At 60.4% G+C, this 22,904-nt stretch carries 23 protein-coding genes; 20 read left to right on the forward strand and 3 right to left on the reverse strand.

Going from position 1 to position 22,904, the window contains the following annotated elements:
* Window position 1 precedes the first annotated feature (1 nt).
* The 4 genes from kdsA to ispD all read left to right on the forward strand — a co-directional run bounded on the left by kdsA (window position 2) and on the right by ispD (window position 3,447).
* Window positions 2–847: a 3-deoxy-8-phosphooctulonate synthase gene (kdsA, locus tag BBF94_RS11760; RefSeq protein WP_065259203.1), complete on the forward strand. Its 846-nt coding sequence runs from the start codon at window positions 2–4 to the stop codon at window positions 845–847.
* Window positions 848–1,003: 156 nt separating this feature from the next.
* Window positions 1,004–2,293, forward strand: a complete 1,290-nt coding sequence (eno, locus tag BBF94_RS11765; RefSeq protein ID WP_065259204.1) for a phosphopyruvate hydratase — start codon at window positions 1,004–1,006, stop codon at window positions 2,291–2,293.
* Between the two features lie 171 nt (window positions 2,294–2,464).
* Window positions 2,465–2,743 carry a cell division protein FtsB gene (gene ftsB, locus BBF94_RS11770; RefSeq protein ID WP_003222158.1) on the forward strand — a complete coding sequence of 93 codons (279 nt, stop codon included), beginning with the start codon at window positions 2,465–2,467 and terminating at the stop codon, window positions 2,741–2,743.
* Complete coding sequence (gene ispD / locus BBF94_RS11775; protein ID WP_065259205.1) at window positions 2,740–3,447, forward strand: 2-C-methyl-D-erythritol 4-phosphate cytidylyltransferase; 708 nt, start codon at window positions 2,740–2,742, stop codon at window positions 3,445–3,447. The genes ftsB and ispD overlap by 4 nt, the downstream gene beginning before the upstream one ends.
* Here ispD and BBF94_RS11780 read toward each other — a convergent pair.
* The gene (locus BBF94_RS11780; protein ID WP_065259206.1) at window positions 3,444–4,340 is read right to left on the reverse strand and encodes a LysR substrate-binding domain-containing protein; all 897 of its coding nucleotides are present in this window, start codon (window positions 4,338–4,340) and stop codon (window positions 3,444–3,446) included. The two genes, ispD and BBF94_RS11780, sit on opposite strands and share 4 nt — an antisense overlap.
* Before the next feature lie 115 nt (window positions 4,341–4,455).
* On the opposite strand from BBF94_RS11780, the gene BBF94_RS11785 reads away from it, so the two are divergent.
* The 8 genes from BBF94_RS11785 to rpoS all read left to right on the forward strand — a co-directional run bounded on the left by BBF94_RS11785 (window position 4,456) and on the right by rpoS (window position 11,673).
* Window positions 4,456–5,568, forward strand: coding sequence for an S-(hydroxymethyl)glutathione dehydrogenase/class III alcohol dehydrogenase (locus BBF94_RS11785; RefSeq protein WP_065259207.1), 1,113 nt, complete (start codon window positions 4,456–4,458; stop codon window positions 5,566–5,568).
* 55 nt (window positions 5,569–5,623) lie between these two features.
* Window positions 5,624–6,469: an S-formylglutathione hydrolase gene (fghA, locus tag BBF94_RS11790; protein ID WP_065259208.1), complete on the forward strand. Its 846-nt coding sequence runs from the start codon at window positions 5,624–5,626 to the stop codon at window positions 6,467–6,469.
* 53 nt (window positions 6,470–6,522) lie between these two features.
* On the forward strand, window positions 6,523–6,996 hold the full coding sequence (gene ispF, locus BBF94_RS11795; protein ID WP_042606995.1) for a 2-C-methyl-D-erythritol 2,4-cyclodiphosphate synthase: 474 nt from the start codon (window positions 6,523–6,525) through the stop codon (window positions 6,994–6,996).
* Entirely contained in the window at window positions 6,993–8,051 is a 1,059-nt protein-coding gene (gene truD / locus BBF94_RS11800; protein WP_065259209.1) for a tRNA pseudouridine(13) synthase TruD, read from the forward strand. The genes ispF and truD overlap by 4 nt, the downstream gene beginning before the upstream one ends.
* Entirely contained in the window at window positions 8,039–8,788 is a 750-nt protein-coding gene (gene surE, locus BBF94_RS11805) for a 5'/3'-nucleotidase SurE (RefSeq protein WP_065259210.1), read from the forward strand. The genes truD and surE overlap by 13 nt, the downstream gene beginning before the upstream one ends.
* A 41-nt stretch (window positions 8,789–8,829) precedes the next feature.
* The gene (locus tag BBF94_RS11810) at window positions 8,830–9,465 is read left to right on the forward strand and encodes a protein-L-isoaspartate(D-aspartate) O-methyltransferase (RefSeq protein ID WP_176704451.1); all 636 of its coding nucleotides are present in this window, start codon (window positions 8,830–8,832) and stop codon (window positions 9,463–9,465) included.
* Window positions 9,466–9,677: 212 nt separating this feature from the next.
* A complete protein-coding gene (locus BBF94_RS27120; protein WP_082302394.1) occupies window positions 9,678–10,559 on the forward strand; it encodes a peptidoglycan DD-metalloendopeptidase family protein in 882 nt (293 codons plus the stop codon).
* 106 nt (window positions 10,560–10,665) lie between these two features.
* On the forward strand, window positions 10,666–11,673 hold the full coding sequence (gene rpoS, locus BBF94_RS11820) for an RNA polymerase sigma factor RpoS (RefSeq protein WP_065259213.1): 1,008 nt from the start codon (window positions 10,666–10,668) through the stop codon (window positions 11,671–11,673).
* A 512-nt stretch (window positions 11,674–12,185) separates the two neighbouring features.
* Here the strand turns inward: rpoS and fdxA are convergent.
* Both fdxA and mutS read right to left on the reverse strand, forming a co-directional pair.
* Window positions 12,186–12,509, reverse strand: a complete 324-nt coding sequence (fdxA, locus tag BBF94_RS11825) for a ferredoxin FdxA (protein WP_007924025.1) — start codon at window positions 12,507–12,509, stop codon at window positions 12,186–12,188.
* Window positions 12,510–12,672: 163 nt separating this feature from the next.
* Window positions 12,673–15,255, reverse strand: a complete 2,583-nt coding sequence (gene mutS, locus BBF94_RS11830; RefSeq protein ID WP_065259214.1) for a DNA mismatch repair protein MutS — start codon at window positions 15,253–15,255, stop codon at window positions 12,673–12,675.
* A 210-nt stretch (window positions 15,256–15,465) separates the two neighbouring features.
* Here mutS and BBF94_RS11835 point away from each other — a divergent pair, with 210 nt between their 5' ends.
* The 8 genes from BBF94_RS11835 to BBF94_RS11870 all read left to right on the forward strand — a co-directional run bounded on the left by BBF94_RS11835 (window position 15,466) and on the right by BBF94_RS11870 (window position 22,891).
* A complete protein-coding gene (locus tag BBF94_RS11835; RefSeq protein WP_065259215.1) occupies window positions 15,466–16,200 on the forward strand; it encodes a LexA family transcriptional regulator in 735 nt (244 codons plus the stop codon).
* A gap of 523 nt (window positions 16,201–16,723) precedes the next feature.
* On the forward strand, window positions 16,724–17,065 hold the full coding sequence (locus BBF94_RS11840) for a phage holin family protein (protein ID WP_065259216.1): 342 nt from the start codon (window positions 16,724–16,726) through the stop codon (window positions 17,063–17,065).
* Between the two features lie 72 nt (window positions 17,066–17,137).
* Complete coding sequence (locus tag BBF94_RS11845) at window positions 17,138–17,659, forward strand: hypothetical protein (RefSeq protein WP_065259217.1); 522 nt, start codon at window positions 17,138–17,140, stop codon at window positions 17,657–17,659.
* Between the two features lie 3 nt (window positions 17,660–17,662).
* A complete protein-coding gene (locus tag BBF94_RS11850; protein WP_065259218.1) occupies window positions 17,663–18,271 on the forward strand; it encodes a phage baseplate assembly protein V in 609 nt (202 codons plus the stop codon).
* Between the two features lie 14 nt (window positions 18,272–18,285).
* Window positions 18,286–18,618, forward strand: coding sequence for a phage baseplate protein (locus BBF94_RS11855; RefSeq protein ID WP_065259219.1), 333 nt, complete (start codon window positions 18,286–18,288; stop codon window positions 18,616–18,618).
* The gene (locus tag BBF94_RS11860; RefSeq protein WP_065259220.1) at window positions 18,615–19,610 is read left to right on the forward strand and encodes a baseplate J/gp47 family protein; all 996 of its coding nucleotides are present in this window, start codon (window positions 18,615–18,617) and stop codon (window positions 19,608–19,610) included. Before BBF94_RS11855 ends, BBF94_RS11860 begins: the two co-directional genes overlap by 4 nt.
* Entirely contained in the window at window positions 19,607–20,242 is a 636-nt protein-coding gene (locus tag BBF94_RS11865; RefSeq protein WP_065259221.1) for a phage tail protein I, read from the forward strand. Before BBF94_RS11860 ends, BBF94_RS11865 begins: the two co-directional genes overlap by 4 nt.
* Entirely contained in the window at window positions 20,243–22,891 is a 2,649-nt protein-coding gene (locus tag BBF94_RS11870; protein ID WP_225875048.1) for a phage tail-collar fiber domain-containing protein, read from the forward strand.
* The last annotated feature ends 13 nt before the right edge of the window (window positions 22,892–22,904 follow it).

Genomic DNA, 22,904 nt, shown 5'->3' on the forward strand with positions numbered 1-22,904 from the left:
GATGGCACAGAAGATCATCCGCGTCGGCGACATCGAGATTGCCAACGACAAACCCATGGTGCTGTTCGGCGGCATGAACGTGCTGGAAAGCCGTGACATGGCCATGCAGGTTTGCGAAGAGTATGTGAAGGTCACCGAGAAGCTCGGTATCCCTTACGTGTTCAAGGCCAGTTTCGACAAGGCCAACCGTTCTTCTGTGACCTCCTATCGCGGTCCAGGCCTGGAAGAGGGCATGCGCATCTTCCAGGACATCAAACAAGCCTTCGGCGTACCGATCATCACCGACGTCCACGAGCCTGACCAGGCCGCGGTCGTCGCTGAAGTCTGCGACATCATCCAGCTGCCGGCCTTCCTGTCGCGCCAGACCGATCTGGTCGTGGCGATGGCGAAAACCGGTGCGGTGATCAACATCAAGAAAGCCCAGTTCCTCGCGCCTCAGGAAATGAAGCACATCCTGAACAAGTGCGTGGAAGCGGGTAATGATCAGTTGATCCTCTGCGAGCGGGGTTCGAGCTTCGGCTACAACAACCTCGTGGTCGACATGCTCGGCTTCGGCATCATGAAGCAGTTCGAGTACCCGGTATTCTTCGACGTGACTCATTCGCTGCAAATGCCTGGCGGTCGTTCCGACTCCGCCGGCGGTCGTCGCGCCCAGGTCACCGACCTGGCCAAGGCAGGCATGAGCCAGTCGCTGGCGGGTCTGTTCCTCGAAGCACACCCGGATCCGGACAACGCCAAATGCGACGGCCCTTGCGCCTTGCGTCTGGACAAACTGGAGCCATTCCTGGCCCAGCTCAAAGCCCTGGACGAACTGGTGAAGAGTTTTCCGACGGTAGAAACCGCGTAAACCTCAATTCTCCGGTAAAGTACCGCACGATTTGTCGCTCATGCCCTCGGGCATGAGCGTTGTCGTCTGCAAGCTGCCCGCTGTAAACCACTTGCCGACGGTCAAAAGATTTCCTCTAGCTGCGTCGTTTTCGTCAACTTTGGAGTGTTTACAACAATGGCAAAAATCGTCGACATCAAAGGTCGTGAAGTTCTCGACTCCCGTGGCAATCCCACCGTGGAAGCGGACGTGCTTCTCGACAACGGCATCATCGGCAGCGCCTGCGCGCCGTCCGGTGCATCCACTGGCTCGCGTGAAGCGCTCGAGCTGCGTGATGGCGACAAGAGCCGTTACCTGGGCAAGGGCGTGCTCAAGGCGGTAGCCAACATCAACGGTCCGATCCGCGATCTGCTGCTGGGCACCGACCCAAGCGACCAGAAAGCCCTGGATCACGCGATGATCAAGCTCGACGGTACCGAAAACAAGGCGAACCTGGGCGCCAACGCCATCCTCGCCGTTTCCCTGGCTGCGGCCAAGGCAGCTGCACAGGATCAGGATCTGCCGCTGTACGCACACATCGCCAACCTGAACGGCACCCCGGGTGTGTACTCGATGCCGGTTCCGATGATGAACATCATCAACGGTGGCGAACATGCCGACAACAACGTCGACATCCAGGAATTCATGGTTCAGCCGGTCGGCGCCAAGACTTTCTCGGAAGGTCTGCGCATGGGCACCGAGATTTTCCATCACCTGAAAGCTGTTCTGAAAGCTCGTGGCCTGAACACCGCTGTGGGTGACGAAGGCGGTTTCGCGCCTAACCTGTCGTCCAACGAAGACGCCCTGTCGGCCATCGCCGAAGCTGTCGCCAACGCTGGCTACAAGCTGGGCACCGACGTGACCCTGGCCCTGGACTGCGCCGCCAGCGAGTTCTTCGAAGACGGCAAGTACAACCTGTCCGGCGAAGGCAAGTCCTTCGACGCCGAAGGTTTCGCCGACTACCTGAAAGGTCTGACTGAGCGCTTCCCGATCATCTCCATCGAAGACGGTCTGGACGAGTCCGACTGGGCTGGCTGGAAGATCCTCACCGACAAGATCGGCGACAAGGTGCAGCTGGTCGGCGACGACCTGTTCGTGACCAACACCAGGATCCTGAAAGAAGGCATCGACAAGAAGATCGCCAACTCGATCCTGATCAAGTTCAACCAGATCGGCTCCCTGACCGAAACCCTGGAAGCCATCCAGATGGCCAAGGCTGCCGGTTACACTGCCGTGATCTCGCACCGTTCGGGCGAAACCGAAGATTCGACCATCGCCGATCTGGCTGTGGGCACTTCGGCTGGCCAGATCAAGACCGGCTCGCTGTGCCGTTCCGACCGCGTTTCCAAGTACAACCAACTGCTGCGTATCGAAGAGCAGTTGAATGGCAAGGCCAAGTACAACGGTCGCTCCGAGTTTCGCGGCTGAGTTGTAGATGGTAAAAAGACACCGGATTGTGTCGGAAAAGTCGTGACAGCGATGGATTTGCCACTAATCTGATGCCTTATATGCACAAGCCTGGATATTCCAGGCTTCGTGCTATCAGATGCTTCAAAGTTTTTGCGTGGCTGTCTTTTTTCACTGGATACCTGATATTCGATGCGCAGTCCTTACTGGTTGTTTCTCGTCTTGCTCTTGCTGCTGGCCGGTTTGCAGTACCGCCTGTGGGTGGGCAATGGCAGTCTGGCGCAAGTTGCCGAACTGAATCAGCAGATCGCTGATCAGCACGCCGAGAACGAAGCCCTGCTGGAGCGCAACCGGGTGATGGACGCTGAAGTCAGCGAGTTGAAGAAAGGCATGGAGACCGTTGAAGAGCGGGCTCGTCACGAACTGGGCATGGTCAAGGACGGCGAAACCCTTTACCAGTTGGCCCAATGATCGATTCCCTGCCGGCCTTCTGGGCCGTGATTCCTGCCGCGGGCGTCGGTGCCCGTATGGCCGCGGACCGTCCCAAGCAATATCTGCAACTGGGCGGACGCACAATTCTCGAACACAGCCTCGGCTGTTTCCTCGATCACCCTAGCCTCAAGGGACTGGTGGTCAGTCTGGCTGTCGATGATCCTTATTGGCCGAGCCTGGCCAGCGCCAGCGATCCGCGAATTCAACGGGTTGATGGCGGCGTCGAGCGTTCCGGTTCGGTGCTCAACGCCTTGCTGCATTTGCACGCGCAAGGTGCCGACGATGAGGATTGGGTGCTGGTGCACGACGCGGCACGGCCCAATCTGAGCCGTGACGATCTGGACAAGTTGCTCGCCGAGTTGGCAAACGATCCGGTCGGCGGTTTGCTGGCCGTGCCGGCGCGCGACACCCTGAAGCGGGTCGACAAGCACGGTCGTGTGGTCGAAACCGTGGACCGCAGCGTGATCTGGCAGGCCTACACGCCGCAGATGTTCCGCCTCGGCGCACTGCACCGCGCATTGGCGGACAGTCTGGTCGCCGATGCGGTCATCACCGATGAAGCCTCGGCGATGGAGTGGGCCGGCATGGCGCCGCGTCTGATCGAGGGCCGTGCGGATAACCTGAAAGTCACCCGCCCGGAAGACCTGGAATGGTTGCGGCAGCGCTGGGCCAACCGTCGTTAAATCCGGTACTCCGGCTGTTCGGCCAGACCTTCCTTGAGGAAATCCACCAGCTTGCGCACCTTCGGCGACAAGTGCCGTTGTTGCGGGTACAACGCCCACACCGCCGTATTTGGCGGTTGATGCGCCTCCAGCAGCGAAATCAGCGCGCCGCTGTGCAGATGCTCCAGCACGTAATAATCCGGCAACTGACACAGGCCGACGCCTTGTAGCGCCGCATCCAGCACCGCTTGCCCACTGTTGCAACGCCAGTTTCCCTGTACCCGCTGGGAAAATTCCCGCCCGTTCTGCTCCAGCTGCCAGATATCCGAGCTGCCGATCAGGCAGTTGTGTCGGCTCAGTTCCGACAAACTGTGTGGCCGACCGTACCGTTCGAGGTAGGACGGCGACGCGCAGAGATACATGCGTCGTGGTGCCAGTCGGGTCGCCACCAGTCGGGAGTCCTGAAGACGCCCGAGACGGATCGCCAGATCCAGCCCTTCATGGACCAGATCGAGTTGCCGGTTGGTCAGCTCGATATCGATGCGCAGTTGTGGGTAGTTGCCCATGAACCGGGTCACCAGCGGCACGATAAAACGCTCGCCATACGCCACGGCACAGGTCATGCGCAGCATGCCTTTGGGTTCGCTGGTCAGGTCGCCGACCGCGCGCAACGCTTCTTCGCGACCATCCTGCAGACGCTGACAATGTTGCAGAAAGGTCTGGCCGGCCTCCGTCAGCGTCACTCTGCGGGTGCTTCGGTACAGCAGGCGCGTCTGCAAACGCTCTTCCAGCCGCACGATTTGACGGCTGACATGTGAAGAAGAAACGCCCAGGCGCTCGGCAGCGGCGGTGAACTGACTGCATTCGGCAACGGCGACGAACTCGTCGATGCCTTCCCAACGGTTCTCGGACATCGGGATTATCCCTGTATGGCAATAATGTTTTGCTTTTGTCCGGATTATTCATCATTCGACGCTGAACTACACTGGCGGTCTGGTTTTTATTCAATGGATTCACTGGAGAGTCAGCATGATCAAGTCCCGCGCCGCCGTTGCCTTCGAGGCCAAAAAGCCGCTGGAAATCGTAGAAGTGGATGTCGCCATGCCCAAGGCCGGTGAAGTGTTGCTGCGCGTGGTGGCTTCCGGGGTTTGTCACACTGACGCCTACACTCTGTCCGGTGCTGACCCGGAAGGTATCTTCCCGTCGATCCTCGGCCATGAAGGTGGCGCCATCGTCGAAGCGATCGGCGAGGGCGTGACCTCGGTCGCCGTCGGCGACCACGTGATTCCGCTGTACACCCCGGAATGCGGCCAGTGCAAATTCTGCAAGTCGGGCAAGACCAACCTGTGTCAGGCCATTCGCGCCACTCAAGGCAAGGGCCTGATGCCGGATGGCACTTCGCGTTTTTCCTACAAGGGTCAAACGATTTTCCACTACATGGGTACTTCGACCTTCTCCGAGTACACCGTATTGCCGGAAATCTCGGTGGCGAAGATCTCCAAGGATGCACCGCTGGAAAAGGTCTGCCTGCTCGGTTGCGGCGTGACCACCGGTATCGGTGCAGTGATCAACACCGCCAAGGTCAAACCGGGCGACACCGTGGCGATCTTCGGTCTCGGCGGCATCGGTCTGTCGGCGGTGATTGGTGCGGTGAAGGCCAAGGCCTCGCGCATCATCGCCATCGACATCAACCCGGCCAAGTTTGAAATCGCCCGGCAACTGGGGGCTACCGACTGTGTAAATCCGAAAGATTTCGATCGTCCGATCCAGGAAGTGATCGTCGACATGACCGATGGCGGCGTCGACTTCTCCTTCGAATGCATCGGCAATGTGCAACTGATGCGCGCAGCCCTTGAGTGCTGCCATAAAGGTTGGGGTGAGTCGGTGATCATCGGTGTCGCCGGTGCCGGCCAGGAAATCGCCACCCGTCCGTTCCAGCTGGTGACCGGTCGTGTCTGGCGCGGTTCGGCGTTTGGCGGTGTGCGTGGTCGTACCGAATTGCCAAGCTATGTCGACATGGCGCAGAGCGGCGAAATCCCGCTGGATACTTTCATCACCCACACCATGGGCCTGGAAGACATCAACAAGGCCTTTGACCTGATGCACGAAGGCAAGAGCATCCGTACCGTCATTCATTTCTGATCAATCGCGATGCCACGGCTGCCAATGTGCAGCCGTGGTTGCCTAGGAGTCCTACATGAGTCTGGAAAACATCTCCTGTCAGAAAAGTTTCGGCGGCTGGCACAAGCGCTATCGCCATCGTTCCGAGGCGCTCGGTTGCGACATGGTGTTCGCCGTGTACCTGCCGCCGCAGGCAGAGCAGGGCGGCAAGCTGCCAGTGCTGTACTGGTTGTCGGGCCTGACCTGCACGGACGAGAACTTCATGCAGAAGGCCGGCGCCATGCGCATGGCCGCAGAACTGGGGTTGATCATCGTGGCGCCGGACACCAGTCCCCGTGGCGCCGAGGTACCGGGTGATCCGGATGGCGCATGGGATTTCGGCCTCGGTGCCGGTTTCTATGTCAATGCCACGCAGGAGCCGTGGTCGCGGCATTATCGGATGCATGACTATGTCGTGCAGGAATTGCCGTCACTGGTTGAGGCCCATTTCCCGGCCTCGGACAAGCGCAGCATCAGCGGTCACTCCATGGGCGGTCACGGTGCATTGGTATGCGCATTGCGCAATCCGGGGCGCTACCGGTCGGTGTCGGCGTTTTCGCCGATCAATAACCCGATGGACTGCCCGTGGGGGCAGAAGGCATTCTCCCGTTATCTGGGCGAAGACCGGTCGAAATGGCGCGAATGGGATGCCTGCGCCTTGATCGCGGAGGCGCAGGAGAAACTGCCATTGCTGGTCGATCAGGGTGATCGTGATGATTTTCTCGCCACCCAGCTCAAGCCCGAAGCCCTGCAACAAGCGGCAAAACAGGCGGGACATCCGCTGACGTTGCGCCTGCAACCGGGCTACGACCACAGCTATTTCTTCATCGCGAGCTTCATTGACGACCACTTGCAGCATCACGCACGCGCTCTACGCGCCTAACGCCTGACAAAGCAGGTAGAATCACGCCCTGACAAAATTCGGGGCGTTTTTTTATGCGTATTGGCCACGGCTATGATGTGCACCGTTTCGCTGAAGGCGATTTCATTACTCTGGGCGGCGTGCGAATCGCACACGGCTTCGGGCTGCTCGCTCACTCCGACGGTGACGTCCTGCTGCATGCCTTGAGCGATGCCTTGCTTGGTGCGGCCGCGCTGGGTGATATCGGCAAGCATTTCCCGGACACCGACCCGCAATTCAAGGGTGCCGACAGCCGTGTACTGTTGCGCCATGTGGTCAGCCTGATCCACGCCAAAGGCTGGAAAATCGGCAACGTCGACAACACCATCGTTGCCCAGGCCCCGAAAATGGCGCCACATATCGAATCGATGCGCGCGCTGATCGCCGCGGACCTGCAAGTAGAACTGGATCAAGTGAACGTGAAAGCCACCACCACCGAGAAGCTCGGCTTCGTCGGTCGCGAAGAAGGCATCGCCGTGCATTCCGTTGCCTTGTTGCTGCGCGCATGAACGAATTGCAACTGCTCGGCCCGCGGGCCTATGGCGACGCCCTCGGCACCGCGGTGCTGAAAGCCATCGCCGAAGATTTCCAGGTCGATGAGGTGCTCGACATTCCGTTCAGCGGGGATGGCGAGCATCTGTGGATCTGGGTGGAAAAGCGCGGCCTGAACACTGAAGAGGCCGCACGACGTATCGCCAGGGCAGCCGGCGTGCCGCTGCGCACGGTCAGCTATGCCGGCCTGAAAGACCGTCAGGCGCTGACTCGCCAGTGGTTCAGCGTGCAACTGCCGGGCAAGGCCGATCCGGATCTGTCGGCAGCGGAAAACGACACGCTGAAGATCCTCAAGACCACCCGTCACAAGCGCAAGCTGCAGCGCGGTGCGCATTCGGCCAACGGTTTTACCTTGCGCCTGACTCAATTCAATGGCGACAAGGTCACCATCGACGAGCGTCTGCAACTGATTGCCAAACAAGGTATTCCGAACTACTTCGGCGCTCAGCGTTTCGGTCATGATGGCGGCAACGTGGTCGATGCCCGTTCATGGGCGGCGCGCAAGGCTCTGCCGGAGCAGCGCAATGTGCGTTCGCGCCTGCTGTCGGCCGCACGCAGTTTTCTGTTCAACCAGGTGCTGGCGGCGCGTGTTGCCGATGGCACCTGGCAGCGCGCCCAGGTCGGCGATCTGCTGGCGTTCACCGACAGCCGCAGCTTTTTCCCGGCAGGTGAGGCCGAGTGCAGTGACCCGCGGCTGGCGATTCTCGATCTGCATCCGACCGGCCCCCAGTGGGGCGAAGGTGACTCACCGGCCGCCGGTGCTGTCCATGATCTGGAGCAGGCAATCGCCGCACGCGAGGCGGATCTGCGCGATTGGTTGATTAATGCCGGTATGAGCCACGAACGTCGTATCCTGCGGCTGCCCATTGGCGGGTTGACGTGGCATTATCCCGAGCCTGACATTCTGCAACTGGAATTCGTCCTCCCGGCCGGATGCTTCGCGACCGTATTGGTGCGCGAACTCGTTGATCTGGTGCCGGTGGGGCAGACGGACAGCCCATGCGTATTCTGATTTCTAACGATGATGGGGTAACCGCACCCGGTCTCGCCGCGCTTTATGCTGCGCTGGCGGATTACACCGAATGCGTGGTTATCGCCCCGGAACAGGACAAAAGCGGTGCCAGCAGTTCGCTGACGCTGGATCGTCCGCTGCACGCGCAATACCTGGACAATGGCTTCATCAGTCTCAACGGTACGCCCACCGACTGCGTGCATCTGGGGCTTAACGGCCTGTTGGAGCGCGAGCCGGACATGGTGGTTTCGGGCATCAACCTCGGCGCCAACCTGGGTGACGACGTGTTGTATTCCGGAACGGTGGCGGCAGCCCTAGAGGGGCGTTTTCTCGAACGCCCATCGTTCGCCTTCTCGCTGGTTTCCCGGCAGATGGACAATCTGCCCACGGCCGCCCATTTTGCGCGCAAGCTGGTCCAGGCCCACGCGGGGCTCGATCTGCCACCGCGTACGGTGCTGAACGTGAACATTCCCAATCTGCCGATCGATCACATTCGCGGCATTCAATTGACCCGTCTCGGGCACCGCGCCCGTGCGGCGGCGCCGATGAAAGTGGTCGATCCCCGGGGCAAGGCCGGTTACTGGATTGCCGCCGCCGGGGATGCGGAGGACGGCGGGCCGGGCACCGATTTCCATGCAGTGATGCAGGGTTACGTTTCCATCACTCCGTTGATGCTCGATCGCACCTTCAATGATGCGTTCAGAAATCTCGACGGCTGGCTGGAGGGGCTCGACTGATGGCTCGTGAACAAGACGACCGGTTGCGCAGCGGTATCGGGATGACCTCCCAGCGAACCCGTGAACGCCTGATCCAGCGTCTCTATGAAGAAGGCTTGTCCAACGCCAGTGTACTGGAAGTGATCCGCCGCACGCCGCGCCATCTCTTCGTCGACGAAGCGCTGGCGCACCGTGCCTATGAAGACACCGCGCTGCCGATCGGCCACAACCAGACCATCTCCCAGCCTTATATGGTGGCGCGCATGAGCGAGTTGTTGCTCGAAGCGGGTCCGCTGGACAAGGTGCTGGAGATCGGTACCGGTTCCGGTTACCAGACGGCGGTGTTGTCGCAACTGGTCGAACGGGTGTTCTCCGTCGAGCGGATCAAGGTGCTGCAGGACCGGGCCAAGGAAAGGCTGGTTGAACTCAACCTGCGTAACGTGGTGTTTCGCTGGGGCGATGGTTGGGAAGGCTGGCCGGCACTGGCGCCTTATAACGGCATCATCGTGACGGCCGTGGCGACCGATGTGCCGCAGGCGCTGCTCGATCAGCTGGCACCGGGCGGGCGAATGGTCATTCCGGTCGGCTCGGGTGAGGTTCAGCAGTTGATGTTGATCGTGCGCGAAGAAAACGGCTTCTCGCGACACGTTCTCGGGGCGGTGCGCTTCGTGCCATTGCTCAACGGGCCGCTGGCCTGAGCATTTGTTTTTCGGCGCTGAATTCCTTGCGAGTGCACCTGTCTTACAGCGGCACCGATTGTTTAAACGGAATTCATCATCCATGAGCAAACGTGTGCGCCGGGCGATAACGCTTCATTAAAGGTAAAGCCGGATTCGCCCGTTATACTTGCGACGTTACAGGCCGGAACCGGCCATCCACATTTTTTCAGCCACCACAAAGGGAGCGGCGGGTGAGTCTCACAGTCATTGCGCAGCGTATGGGTAACACGAGCTTTCAGCGCCTGGTGACTGGCCTTGTCTTGAGCACCTTGCTGGTCGGTTGCTCCAGCACCAAATCGAACAACGTGCGGGTCGTCGATCGCAACAACGCGGTGGCCCAGCGTCCTACAGTGACGACCGGACAGTATGTAGTCCGTCCGGGTGACACACTGTTTTCCATCGCGTTTCGCTACGGCTGGGACTACAAAGCCCTCGCTGCCCGGAACAACATTCCTACGCCGTACACGATCCACCCGGGTCAGACAATTCGCTTCGACGGCCGCCCGGGTTCAACGCCGACAGCGGTGGTGAGCAACAGCGGTTCTGCACCGTCCTCGTCCAGCAAAACCACGATAATCCGGCGCCAGGCGAATGGCACGACGACCACCACAACCACGGGTTCCGGGGCTGCTTCAACGACGGTTGTACCGTCCGTCGCCAACAAGCCGGCACCGGCTCCATTGCCTCCTCCGGGCCCGGCCCCGACCGGCTGGGGATGGCCATCTAATGGCATTCTGATTGGTAAATTCTCTTCAAACGGTAGTTTGAATAAAGGAATTGATATCGCCGGAGATTTGGGACAGCCTGTTTTAGCTGCGTCTGATGGGACGGTGGTTTACGCCGGGAGTGGCTTAAGGGGCTACGGCGAATTGGTCATCATCAAACACAGCGAAACCTACGTCAGTGCTTACGGACACAACCGTCGGCTGTTGGTACGGGAGGGGCAGCAGGTCAAGGTCGGACAGACAATTGCCGAAATGGGGTCAACGGGTACAGACCGGGTGAAACTGCATTTTGAGATTCGCCGACAAGGTAAACCTGTAGATCCGCTGCAGTTCCTGCCAAGACGTTGATTTGCAGACCAGCCTGTTCCGTCGCGTAGAGGGGACAGGCTCCAGCGTTGCCAAGGATAGAGGCGCCGCTTGAGCTTGGGGTCGAACTCACCAAAGGACTATAACAATGGCTCTCAGTAAAGAAGTGCCGGAGTTTGACATCGACGATGAGGTTCTCCTGATGGAGACCGCCATCGATTCGGATTCGATGTCGAATGATGAAGGGGCTGCTCCACCTTCCGTTCGTGCCAAATCCAAACACTCCGCTTCACTCAAGCAACACAAATACATCGACTACACTCGGGCACTCGATGCCACGCAGCTGTACCTCAACGAAATCGGCTTTTCCCCACTGCTCTCTCCGGAGGAAGAAGTTCATTTTGCGCGACTGTCGCAAAGTGGCGATCCTGCCGGGCGCAAGCGCATGATCGAAAGTAACCTGCGGCTGGTGGTCAAGATCGCCCGGCGTTACGTCAATCGGGGGCTGTCGCTGCTGGATCTGATCGAAGAGGGCAACCTCGGGCTGATCCGGGCGGTGGAAAAGTTCGATCCCGAGCGCGGCTTCCGCTTCTCGACCTACGCGACTTGGTGGATCCGTCAGACCATCGAGCGCGCGATCATGAATCAGACCCGGACCATCCGGCTGCCGATCCATGTGGTCAAGGAGCTCAACGTGTACCTGCGGGCCGCACGGGAGCTGACGCAAAAGCTCGATCACGAACCTTCACCCGAAGAAATCGCCAACCTGCTGGAAAAACCGGTGGGCGAGGTCAAGCGCATGCTGGGCCTGAACGAGCGGGTTTCTTCGGTCGACGTCTCGCTGGGTCCGGATTCGGATAAAACCCTGCTGGACACTCTCACGGATGAACGTCCGACCGATCCCTGCGAACTGCTGCAGGACGACGATCTGTCGCAGAGCATCGATCAATGGCTTTCGGAGCTGACTGACAAGCAACGCGAGGTGGTGGTCCGCCGCTTCGGCCTGCGCGGTCACGAGAGCAGCACGCTGGAAGATGTGGGCCTTGAGATCGGCTTGACCCGGGAGCGGGTCAGACAGATCCAGGTGGAAGGCCTCAAGCGTCTGCGCGAGATCCTGGAGAAGAATGGCCTGTCGAGCGAGTCGCTGTTTCAGTAAGCGTTTCGCCTGATCGCCCCCAAAAAGCCCCGATCCGTTCGGGGCTTTTTGCTGCCTGGCTTTGACACGCTTTTCGGATCATGACGGACGGTCATCTGTTCTCGGGTTTGTAGTCTCCCGGTGTAAGCCCTGGCTTACTCTTTCGTAAGTGTTCGTTATTTTTACACTGCGGAGGACATCCATTGATCTGTAAGTTCGCTTTTAACATGTTGATTAATATGAATATTTTTAGATGTTAAATGCTTATGACACGAGGTTTTACCGGAACGGGGCGGTTGCTCGAGCCGGGGAACTCTTTAGTATTCGAGGTGTGTCGACGGATAGACACGCCCTTCAAGGAAGAGGGGAATGGACATCGCAGGACGCGATTCATCAGGACGATGAAAAGGAACACAGGGAATAGGGAAAAAATGTGGGCGGGTCAAACCGCCCCTTTTTTTTGTCTGTAGAAAAGCAAGACGCAGAAAAGCAAAAAGGCCCTCGTGGGGCCTTTTGCGTGAACGCGGGCGTAATCAGCGTTCGAGGTCTTTGATCTTGCCTTTGACCCCATCCCATTCTTCGGCGTCCGGAAGCGAATCTTTCTTTTCGGTGATGTTCGGCCAGATTTCGGCCAATTCAACGTTCAGCTGGATGAATTCCTGCATTTCTTCCGGAACCTCGTCCTCGGAGAAAATCGCGACGGCCGGGCATTCCGGTTCGCACAGGGCGCAGTCGATGCATTCATCCGGGTGAATCACCAGGAAGTTCGGGCCTTCGTAAAAGCAGTCCACCGGACAGACTTCTACGCAGTCGGTGTACTTGCACTTGATGCAGTTGTCGGTGACGACGAAGGTCATTTCTAATTTTCTCCTCAGGCGGCGGCAGCGTTGCCCCTTCACGGTTGGGGTCGCCAGGTTCGGGAGCGATGTCTGCCGGCCAGGCTAATAGCCAGCAGCATCCCGAACCGCGCGAGATTCTAACAGCTTGAAGCCGTTTGCGTTATATCCGCTTCTTCAGTGCTTATATCCGGTTCTTCAGTGCATATAGCATTTCGAGCGCGCGACGTGGTGTTACGTCATCCAGATCAAGTTTGGCCAGTTCGTCCAGTACCGGGTGCGGCAGACTGGCGAACATATCGCTCTGCTGTGGCGTCGCCGGTTTGCCTTTGGCCGCCGGTTTCGGCGCTTCATGGGGCAGTGCGGTATCTTCCAGGCGGCGCAAGTGTTCACGGGCACGGGTGATGACCGCGTTCGGTACGCCGGCCAATTGTGCCACCGCCAGGCCGTAGCTTTGGCTGGCCGGCCCAGGCAGAACGTGGTGCAGGAACACGATTCGCTCGTTGTGCTCGGTGGCGTTGAGGTGCACGTTGGCCACCACAGGCTCGGCTTCCGGCAACACGGTCAGTTCGAAATAGTGCGTTGCAAATAGAGTATAGGCACGCAAATGCGCCAGGCGTTCGGCTGCCGCCCATGCCAGGGACAGACCGTCGAAGGTACTGGTGCCGCGGCCGACCTCGTCCATCAATACCAGGCTGCGCTCGGTGGCGTTGTGCAGGATATTGGCGGTTTCGCTCATTTCCACCATGAAGGTCGAGCGGCCGCCCGCCAGGTCATCGCTGGAGCCGATCCGGGTGAAGATGCGGTCTACCAGCGACAGCTCGCAACTGGCTGCCGGCACGAAGCTGCCGATGTGAGCCAGCAGCACAATCAACGCAGTCTGGCGCATATAGGTGGATTTACCGCCCATGTTCGGGCCGGTGATCACCAGCATCCGGGTGCTGTCGTCCAGGTTCAGGTCGTTGGCCACGAACGGCGTGGTCAGCACCTGCTCGACCACCGGGTGACGACCCTGGGTGATACGCATGCAAGGTTCGTTGACGAAGGTCGGGCAATTCAGGTCGAGATTCAGTGCGCGTTCGGCGAGGTTGCTCAGCACATCCAGTTCAGCCAGTGCTCCTGCGGTGTCCTGCAACGGCGGCAACTGGTCGATCAAATCTTCCAGCAGCGCTTCGTAAAGCATCTTTTCGCGAGCCAGGGCGCGGCTCTTGGCCGACAGCGCCTTGTCTTCGAACTCTTTCAGCTCGGGAGTGATGAAGCGCTCGGCGCCCTTGAGAGTCTGACGGCGGATGTAATCTGCCGGTGCCGATTCGGCCTGCTTGCTCGGCAATTCGATGAAGTAGCCGTGAATACGGTTGTAGCCGACTTTAAGGTTGGCCAGACCGGTGCGGGCCTTTTCCCGGGCTTCCAGATCGATCAGGAATTGGCCGGCGTTTTCGCTCAGCGATTGCAGTTCGTCGAGTTCGCTGTCGTAACCGGTTTTCAGCACGCCGCCGTCACGAATGACCGCAGGCGGGTTGTCGATAATGGCTTTTTCCAACAGCGCTGCCAGTTCCGGATAAGTGCTGGTGGTAGTCGCCAGGCGTTGCAGGTGCGGCGCTTCCAGATCGGTCATCGCTCCTTGCAGTTCCGGCAGCGCGCCCAGTGCGTCACGCAGACGAGCGAGGTCGCGAGGGCGGGCATTGCGCAGGCCGATCCGCGCCAGAATCCGCTCGATGTCGCCGATTTCCTTGAGCTGCGGCTGCAGTCTTTCGAAGCGGTAACCGTCGAGCAGGCAACGGATCGAAGTCTGGCGCGCCAGCAGCACGGTCAGATCACGCAACGGGCGATTGAGCCAGCGCGTCAGCAAGCGGCTGCCCATGGCGGTCTGGCAGCGATCGACCACCGATTGCAGGGTGTTGTCGCGGCCACCGGCCAGGTTGGTATCGAGTTCCAGGTTGCGGCGGCTGGCGCCGTCCAGCACCACGGTGTCATCCAGGCGTTCATGGCGCAGGCTGCGCAAGTGGGGCAGGGCGGTGCGCTGGGTTTCCTTGGCGTAGGCCAGCAGGCAACCGGCGGCGCCGATGGCCAGGGTCAGGGTTTCGCAGCCGAAGCCTTTCAGGTCCTGGGTCGAGAATTGCTGGCAAAGACTTTTCAGCGCCGAGTCGCGCTCGAAATCCCACGGCGCACGGCGACGAACGCCACGGCGTTTTTCCGCCGGCAGATCTTTCGGCCAGTCATCCGGGATCAGCAGCTCCACCGGATTGACTCGCTCCAGCTCCGCCAACAGGTTCTCCCAGCCTTTGATCTCCGACACCGTGAAGTTGCCGCTGGTGATGTCCAGCACCGCCAGGCCGAACAGGCGCTCATCGCCCAGCACCGCCGCGATCAGGTTGTCGCGACGCTCATCGAGCAATGCCTCATCGCTGACCGTGCCCGGGGTGATGATCCGCACCACCTGGCGCTCCACCGGCCCCTTGCTGGTGGCCGGGTCGCCGACCTGCTCGCAGATCACTACCGATTCGCCGAGCTTGACCAGTTTCGCCAGATAGCCTTCCGCCGCGTGATACGGAATCCCGCACATCGGAATCGCCTGCCCCGCCGACTGCCCCCGAGCGGTCAGGGTTATGTCCAGCAATCTGGCCGCCTTCTTCGCGTCTTCGTAGAAGATCTCGTAGAAGTCGCCCATGCGGTAGAACATCAGCTGGTCCGGGTGCTGATTCTTCAGGCGCCAGTACTGCTGCATCATCGGAGTGTGGGAGGACAGGTCGGAGACGGCTTTATTCATCGGATTGTCAGGTAACTCGTTGGAAGATGTGGGGTAAAAGCGAGGCCGTGGCCGGGCTTTTCCGCGATGGGCGCAAGGTTACCATGGGCGGTCTGCCGGACGCAGGCATCGCGGCCCGGTGACATCGATCTGGCGCAAAAAGGTCGACTATGCACGATTTATGCAAATCAGCATTTGTCTTCGCGAAAAACTTCAAGCACTATGCGCGTTATGCAAAAACGCAACGTATCTACCGTCTTAAGAGCATTGCTCGACCAGCACGGGATCTCCCCCACGGAGCTCCACCGTCGCACCGGCGTGCCTCAATCCACTCTCTCGCGGATTCTCAGCGGGAAGATCGTCGATCCTTCGGATAAACACATCTCGAAGATCGCCGAGTACTTCGCCGTGAGCACCGATCAGTTGCGCGGGCGCGCGGAAGTCGCCCCGGTCGCTGGCGGCGGGCGCGAGCCGTTGCATTCCGAACTCAAGGACATAAGCCTGTGGGACGATGACACGCCCGTCGATGACGACGAAGTGTCGGTGCCCTTTCTTCGCGAGGTTGAATTGGCTGCTGGATCAGGAAGATTCGTCATCGAAGAGAGCGAACGCTCCAGCCTGCGCTTTGGCAAGCGCAGCCTGCGCCATAACGGTGTGCAGTTCGACCAGGCCAAATGCGTGACCGTACGGGGCAACAGCATGTTGCCGGTGCTGCGTGACGGCGCCACCGTCGGGGTCAACGCGGGCAAGTGCGGGATTGGCGACATCATCGATGGCGACCTTTACGCGATCAACCACAACGGTCAGTTGCGGGTGAAACAGCTCTATCGCCTGCCCACGGGTATCCGCTTGCGCAGCTTCAATCGCGACGAGCATCCGGACGAGGACTACAGCTTCCAGGACATGCAGGAAGAGCAGATTGTCATCCTCGGTCACGTCTTCTGGTGGGGCATGTACGCCCGATAACGATCCCTCTCTCAGATAAAACCCGCCCACGGCGGGTTTTTTTTCGCCTGTAGAAAACCGGACAACCCTTGATTGGCGGGGCTTGCATGCATCCGTGCATTTCTTGCGCATAAATAAATGCATTTACGCATTGACTGAATATGCATACATGCATATTCTTGCCACCAAGCCGCTCGACAAAGCGGCTGGCAACAACAGCTCTTTAGTTCCACAAGAACAGGCAGCGATGAACCGGCCTCAACGGTTCAGAGGGTTGGCAACTGACCCGGGTGTGCAGCGTAAAGCACCAGAAGCAGTTATCCGGCGGGCAGGGACCGCGGTCGGAAAAACAATTTGAATGGACTCGTACCGCGCCAGTAGCGCCGAAAAGTCAGCTTCCTTCACGAACACAGGATTGAAGGAAGGCGAAGGAGTGCATTACTGAAAAGCCCGGTGAAATGCCGGGCTTTTTGGAATGCCTGCCTCAAGAGAAAACGATTGAACCCAACACACAAAACTCATCCATCACACCAGGAGGCGTGACATGACAAACGAGCAACAAGCGTTGGCGGACATGCCGATCTGGCTGGTCATCCTGCTTGCCGTGGCGGGCGGGGTGTCCGGCGAAATGTGGCGCGCCGACAAGGATGGCGCCCGCGGCTGGCCGCTGTTGCGACGCCTGGCCCTGCGCTCCGGCGCCTGCATGATCTGCGGCGTCTCGGCGATCATGCTGCTGTACGCCGCCGGCATGTCGATCTGGGCCGCCGGCGCTTTCGGTTGCCTCACTGCAATGGCCGGCGCCGACGTGGCCATCGGTCTGTACGAACGCTGGGCCGCCAAGCGCATCGGCGTCTGCGAAGTTCCGCCACCGCGCGATCCACAGTAACCCACCCCTTTCTTGTCTCGCTGCACGCTGTGCGGCGGGATTTTGCGTGGACATTCGAAAAGGAGGTCATGCATGCCCGCACCGATCCGGCAGCCTTCGCAGCTGTTCACGGCGATGGCGACAGCCTTGCGCAACAACGCCGACCTGAACGTGCAAGTCGGCAATCACGATGACTTTACGGCCCCCGGCGACAAAGCCTGGGTGTTGATCGACATCGAACGCAATGCACCGGGAGAGCGCGCCGCCAACGGGCGAATCGCTCATGTGCTGACACTGTCGTTGCAAGTCATTCCGGCGCTATCCGCCACAGCGTTTGCCGCGTGTGACCTGATCGCCGCCCTGAAAAACCTGATCACTGACAACCGCTGGGGCCTGCCCGGCGAACAGTGCGATCTGCCCATGAACATCGATGGTTTGCCGTCGCTGGCGATTCGCGCCGATCAGCCCAGCAAGGCCTGGACCCTGACCTTCAACCAGACCCTTTACCTGGGCCCGACCTTGCTCGACGACCCGCTCGGTACACCGAAATTCGCTCGCACCTGGGAAGTCAGTGACATCGACGACCCCGACCAATACACCTCGCTGGAGGCCTGACCGATGTTCGACGCGTTACTGCGGATGCAATTGGGCCCGATCATCGAACGGCTGGCGGAGATGGACGCGGAGATCGAAGACCTGCATCGGCGCGCCGAGAGTTTTTGCCGCATCGGCGTTTGTCAGGAGGTCGACGCGGCGAGCAATACGTGCAAGGTCAGTCACGGAGGATTGCTCACGCCGGCCATCAAGTTCTTCAACCCGAGCGCCGGCGCCCAGAGCGAATCGCGGATACCCAGCGTGGGCGAGCAGTGTCTGCTGTTCAACTACGGCAGTGGCGAAAGCGGTGCACAAAGCGTGGCGTTGTTCGGCCTGAACAGTGACCGCTTTCCACCCGCAGCGACGATCCCCACGCTGACGCGACGGGTGCATGTCGATGGCAGCGAAAGCGGCTACGACGACGCTTCTCACACCCTGCACTGGCAAAACGGCCCGGCCGCGTTCAGCGGTTCTCGCGAAGCGCTGGAACTGAGTATCGGCCCGGCGCGGCTGGCGATGACACCGCAAGCGATCACCCTGCAACTGGGCGCCACCGGCCTGACCATCGACGCCTCGGGCGTGCACTTCAGCGGCCCGCTGGTGGATCACCAGGGTCGCGTCATCAGCCCCTGAATCAAGAGCCTCCCATGATCGGAATCGATAGAGACACCGGGGCCACGGTCGACGACTGGCTGCAATTCGTGCAGCGCGCGACACGAGCCCTGACCACGCCGCTGGGCACCCGGCAAAAAAGGCCCCTTTATGGTTCGTTGATCCCCACGCTGCTGGGGCAAAACCTCGGCGATGACATTCTGCTTCTGGCCCAGAGCCACGCCGCGCAGGCGTTCTACAACCCGCAGAACGGCATCGGCGATTTCCAGCCCGGCGTGATCGTCGCCACCCGACAGGGCGCCGGCCTGCTGCTGCGTTTCGCCGGCACCTGGAAAAACCGCCAACAGACTTTCGAGATCGTGACATGAGCATGTTGATCCCTGGCCAGAACCAACTGGCCGAACCTTCGCTGATCAAGGTCGAGGCCTTCGAGGATTTGCTGGCCGAGTTCAAGACCTTCGTCCTGGAATACGTCGGATCCCGTTCGGCGCAGAGCGCTGCGAAACTCAAGACCAGCCTGGAAAACGAAAGCGAACTGCTGACGATGGCGCTCGAAGCATTTTGCGTTCGCCTGCAAACCCACGAACGCAAATACAACGCCCGCATCAAGCAGATGCTGGCTTGGTGGGCCACCGGCAGTAACCTCGATGCGCGCCTGGCGGACATGGGCCTGGAGCGACAGTTGCTCGACCCGGGCGACCCGGCGGCATTCCCGCCGGTGCCGGCGATTTACGAAAGCGACGATGACGCCCGGCTGCGCTATTACCTGGCGCCCCATGCGCCGGCGGCGGGTTCGCGGATGCAGTACCGCCGCGAAGTCTTCACCCTCGGTGAACGGCCGACGGTGAAAGTCGAGTCCACTGATGCCGGTGTCGTCGACGTCACCTACACATTCGCCCCGGACGGCCTCGCCGCGCAGGTCAAGGATGGCAACGGTCGTCGCACCGCACCCGGAGAAGTGCAGGTGACTGTGCTGTCCCGCGAGGCCGACGGCGCACCGTCCGCCGCACTGCTCGACGGCGTGCGTCGACACTTTGCCCGGCCCGACGTCTGCCCGGAAACCGACAAGGTCACCGTCAAGGGCGCCGAGATTCAGCGCTACAAAATCCGCGTCGTGGCGAAGATCAATTCGGGCCCGGATTCGGGCCTGACCCAAGTCGCCGCCGAGCAACATCTGCAAGCCTATGCCGACAGCTGTCATCGCCTGGAAGGCCGGGTCGATCCGAGCTGGATCGACTACACGCTGCACAGCGCCGGCGCCGTGCAGTTGCAGATTCTTGAACCGCTGACACCCATCGTGTGCAGCGCGTTTCAAGCGCCGTACTGCACGGCGGTCGAGGTCGAGGTGCAGACGCTATGACGGACCAGACACCGCGTCCGACCCTGCTGCCGGCCAACAGCTCGGCGCTGGAACGGGCGCTCGACATCGGTTTCGGCACCTTGCTTGACCGCATCGTGCCGCCGTTTCCCGAACTGATGAACCCGAGCGAAACACCCGTCGCGTTCCTGCCGTATCTCGCAGCGGATCGTGGCGTGGCCGAATGGAGCACTGACGCACCGGAGGCGGAAAAGCGCCTGACCGTCGAACTGGCCTGGCCCACGGCGCGTCAGGCCGGCACTCGCAAGGCGCTGGAAAACGCTGCCAAGGGGTTGCAACTGAGGCCGGAAGTCCGCGCCTGGTACGAGACGACACCGCCCGGCGAACCCTACAGCTTTTCCGTGCGGGCCTTCACTGAACAACCCTACAGCGAAGCCATTGACGCCCGTCTCGACCGACGCCTGGCCGATGCCAAGAGCGAGCGGGACGTGCTGTCGGTGTCGGTCGGCCTCAGCGCCTTCGGCTCTCATGTGATCGGCGCCGCGACCTTCTGCGGCGAACTGACCACGGTCTATCCGGTGTTCCTCGAAGGCCTCGAAACCTCCGGTGAAGCCTTCATGGCGGCCGCTCTGTACACCGTAGAAACATCCACTATTTATCCTCAGGGGGCCTGAATGGCTGACTATTACACCCTGCTCACCAACGCAGGGATTGCCTACGAAACCGCCTGCAAGGCGGCGGGCGTACCAATCAAGCTGACGCAGATTTCCGTCGGCGACGGCGGCGGCGCGGTCTACAACCCGGCCGCGACCGCTACCGCGCTGAAACGCGAAGTCTGGCGCGGACCGCTCAATGCGCTGTTCCAGGACGAGAAAAATCCGAGCTGGCTGCTCGCCGAGGTCACCATCCCGCCGGATGTCGGCGGCTGGTATGTACGTGAAGCGGGGCTGTGGACCGACACCGGCATTCTCTACGCCATCGTCAAATACCCGGAGTCGTTCAAACCGGTGCTGGCCACCTCCGGCTCGGGCAAAGAGTTCTACATCCGCTCTATTTTCGAGACCAGCAATGCCTCGCTGGTGACGCTGTTGATTGACGACACGGTGGTCAAGGCCACCCGCGCCTGGGTCATGAGCTACCTCGCCGAAGAACTCGGCAAACTCGATGGCAAGCAATCGGTGCGCGTCGCCGCCACCGCCAACGTGGTATTGAACGGTGCGCAGCAGATCGACGGTGTGGCAGTGATTGCCGGTGATCGCGTGCTGCTGCCGAACCAGACCCTGGCCAAAGACAACGGTCTGTGGGTCGTGGCCAACGGTGACTGGGTGCGGGCCAACGATGCCAACGTCAGCGCCAAGGTCACCCCTGGCCTGACGGTGATGGTGGAAGAGGGCACGCTCAACGGTGATTCGCTGTGGCACCTGACCACCAACGCGCCGATCACTCTCGGCACTACTGCGCTGACATTCAAGATGCTGGCCGGGCGCACCGGGATTGCCGCCGGGACTTACAAGAGTCTGAGCGTCGACGAATATGGCCGTGCGACGGCCGGCTCGAATCCCGACACGCTGGCCGGGTTCGGCATTAAGGACTCCTACACCAAGGCTGAAGTCGAAGCGCTGATTGCCAAGGCCTCGGCGTTGCCGGTGGGGTCGATCGTGGCGTTCCCTGTCGATACACCGCCACCGGGTTTCCTGGAGCTGGACAACAGCGTCAAGAGCAGCGCGACTTACCCGGACTTGAGCGCCTATCTGGGTGGCAAGTTCAACAAGGGCGATGAGGGTGTCGGGAATTTCCGGTTGCCGGAGGCGCGTGGGGAATTCTTGCGGGGTTGGGATCATGGGCGTGGGGTGGATGCGGGGCGCGGTCTCGGCAGCTTTCAGGCAGACGATTTCAAGTCCCACAACCATCCTCCAAGTACCAATCGCCCTGGCTTCATGAGTAACGAATTTCCTGTTATTCAGGCATACCACGGCACTAACTCTTCGGGTACGCCATCGTATTCCGGAGAAGGGCAACAGATGGCCGCTACCGGCGTACGCGGTGGTAGCGAAACTCGCCCACGCAACATCACCGTCATGTGGTGCATCAAAGCGTGGAATGCTCCGGTCAATCAGGGAAACATTGATGTAGCGGCACTGGTCAAGGAAGTTTCCCGTTTGGGATCTGCCGTTCCGGTGGGTGCTGTCATGGCGTTTCCGACGGGTATTGTGCCGCCCGGTTTTCTTGAGCTGGATGGTAGTGTGCAGAGCACTGCGACCTATCCTGATCTCGCCGCGTACCTGGGCACAACGTTCAGCAAGGGAGATGAGGGCTCCGGTAATTTCCGCTTGCCGGAGTCTCGTGGTGAGTTTCTGCGCGGCTGGGATCATGGGCGTGGGGTGGATGCCGGTCGGGCGATGGGTAGCTATCAGGCAGATGAGTTCAAATCTCACACCCATACCTTCTCGGCACCGACCTCCATTACGGCTTCTGGTGGTTCCTCCGGGATCATTCTTTCTGCAACGGGCACGCCTAACTGGTCTACGACGAATACAGGCGGGAGTGAAACCCGCCCGCGCAACCTGGCGGTGATGTGGTGCATCAAGGCCTGGAGCGCACCGGTCAATCAGGGAACGATTGATATCGCCTCGCTTGAGCAGCGAGTGATTAAAAACGAGTTTGGCCGCCTTCTGAATATTCAGAAATTCACGGATAACGGCACCTACATTCCGACGCTGGGGATGAAGAAGGTTCGGATTCGGATTGCGGGTGGCGGCGGAGGCTCGGGAGGTGCATCGGCGACGACTTCGGCCCAGACTTCTGCTTCTGGCGGTGGGGCGGCGGGGAGCTATGCGGAGGCTTTGCTGACAGCGGCGGACATTGGCATGAGCCAGCCGGTCATTGTTGGGGCTGGCGGGGCTGGCGGCACGGCTTCGGGAACCACCGGAACCGGTGGCGGCACGGGGGGCGCGACTTCGGTAGGGGCATTGCTGTCCGCACCTGGTGGTTTCGGTTCAATCTTCGCCATCGCGATAGCGGGTGGAGCGTATGGGTTGATGGTGAGCGGCTATCCGGGCGCGCCCGCATCAGGGGGGAATCTAGTCAGCATGGCAGGCGCTCCAGGTTACCCCGGCATCGCTGTGAATTCGTCGACGTTGGCGGGGCATGGTGGTAGCGGCCCGCTGGGTTCTGGCGGGCTCGGCACTGGTACCAACGGGGCGATTTCGCCTGGTATTGGTTATGGCGCGGGCGCTGGCGGCGTCGCCGTCGGCCCATCTTTGCCCGCGCGGAACGGCTCGTCGGGCGCCGGCGGTATTGTTATTTTCGAGGAATACGCCTGATGAAGAAGTACGC

The sequence above is a fragment of the Pseudomonas bananamidigenes genome (assembly GCF_001679645.1).
GTDB lineage: Bacteria > Pseudomonadota > Gammaproteobacteria > Pseudomonadales > Pseudomonadaceae > Aquipseudomonas > Aquipseudomonas bananamidigenes.

Bases quoted from the DNA above. Each gene is read 5' to 3' on its own strand.
- kdsA (WP_065259203.1), top strand. From the start codon at position 2: ATGGCACAGAAGATCATCCGCGTCGGCGACATCGAGATTGCCAACGAC.
- eno (WP_065259204.1), top strand. From the start codon at position 1,004: ATGGCAAAAATCGTCGACATCAAAGGTCGTGAAGTTCTCGACTCCCGT.
- ftsB (WP_003222158.1), top strand. From the start codon at position 2,465: ATGCGCAGTCCTTACTGGTTGTTTCTCGTCTTGCTCTTGCTGCTGGCC.
- ispD (WP_065259205.1), top strand. From the start codon at position 2,740: ATGATCGATTCCCTGCCGGCCTTCTGGGCCGTGATTCCTGCCGCGGGC.
- BBF94_RS11780 (WP_065259206.1), bottom strand. From the start codon at position 4,340: ATGTCCGAGAACCGTTGGGAAGGCATCGACGAGTTCGTCGCCGTTGCC.
- BBF94_RS11785 (WP_065259207.1), top strand. From the start codon at position 4,456: ATGATCAAGTCCCGCGCCGCCGTTGCCTTCGAGGCCAAAAAGCCGCTG.
- fghA (WP_065259208.1), top strand. From the start codon at position 5,624: ATGAGTCTGGAAAACATCTCCTGTCAGAAAAGTTTCGGCGGCTGGCAC.
- ispF (WP_042606995.1), top strand. From the start codon at position 6,523: ATGCGTATTGGCCACGGCTATGATGTGCACCGTTTCGCTGAAGGCGAT.
- truD (WP_065259209.1), top strand. From the start codon at position 6,993: ATGAACGAATTGCAACTGCTCGGCCCGCGGGCCTATGGCGACGCCCTC.
- surE (WP_065259210.1), top strand. From the start codon at position 8,039: ATGCGTATTCTGATTTCTAACGATGATGGGGTAACCGCACCCGGTCTC.
- BBF94_RS11810 (WP_176704451.1), top strand. From the start codon at position 8,830: ATGACCTCCCAGCGAACCCGTGAACGCCTGATCCAGCGTCTCTATGAA.
- rpoS (WP_065259213.1), top strand. From the start codon at position 10,666: ATGGCTCTCAGTAAAGAAGTGCCGGAGTTTGACATCGACGATGAGGTT.
- fdxA (WP_007924025.1), bottom strand. From the start codon at position 12,509: ATGACCTTCGTCGTCACCGACAACTGCATCAAGTGCAAGTACACCGAC.
- mutS (WP_065259214.1), bottom strand. From the start codon at position 15,255: ATGAATAAAGCCGTCTCCGACCTGTCCTCCCACACTCCGATGATGCAG.
- BBF94_RS11835 (WP_065259215.1), top strand. From the start codon at position 15,466: ATGCAAAAACGCAACGTATCTACCGTCTTAAGAGCATTGCTCGACCAG.
- BBF94_RS11840 (WP_065259216.1), top strand. From the start codon at position 16,724: ATGACAAACGAGCAACAAGCGTTGGCGGACATGCCGATCTGGCTGGTC.
- BBF94_RS11845 (WP_065259217.1), top strand. From the start codon at position 17,138: ATGCCCGCACCGATCCGGCAGCCTTCGCAGCTGTTCACGGCGATGGCG.
- BBF94_RS11850 (WP_065259218.1), top strand. From the start codon at position 17,663: ATGTTCGACGCGTTACTGCGGATGCAATTGGGCCCGATCATCGAACGG.
- BBF94_RS11855 (WP_065259219.1), top strand. From the start codon at position 18,286: ATGATCGGAATCGATAGAGACACCGGGGCCACGGTCGACGACTGGCTG.
- BBF94_RS11860 (WP_065259220.1), top strand. From the start codon at position 18,615: ATGAGCATGTTGATCCCTGGCCAGAACCAACTGGCCGAACCTTCGCTG.
- BBF94_RS11865 (WP_065259221.1), top strand. From the start codon at position 19,607: ATGACGGACCAGACACCGCGTCCGACCCTGCTGCCGGCCAACAGCTCG.
- BBF94_RS11870 (WP_225875048.1), top strand. From the start codon at position 20,243: ATGGCTGACTATTACACCCTGCTCACCAACGCAGGGATTGCCTACGAA.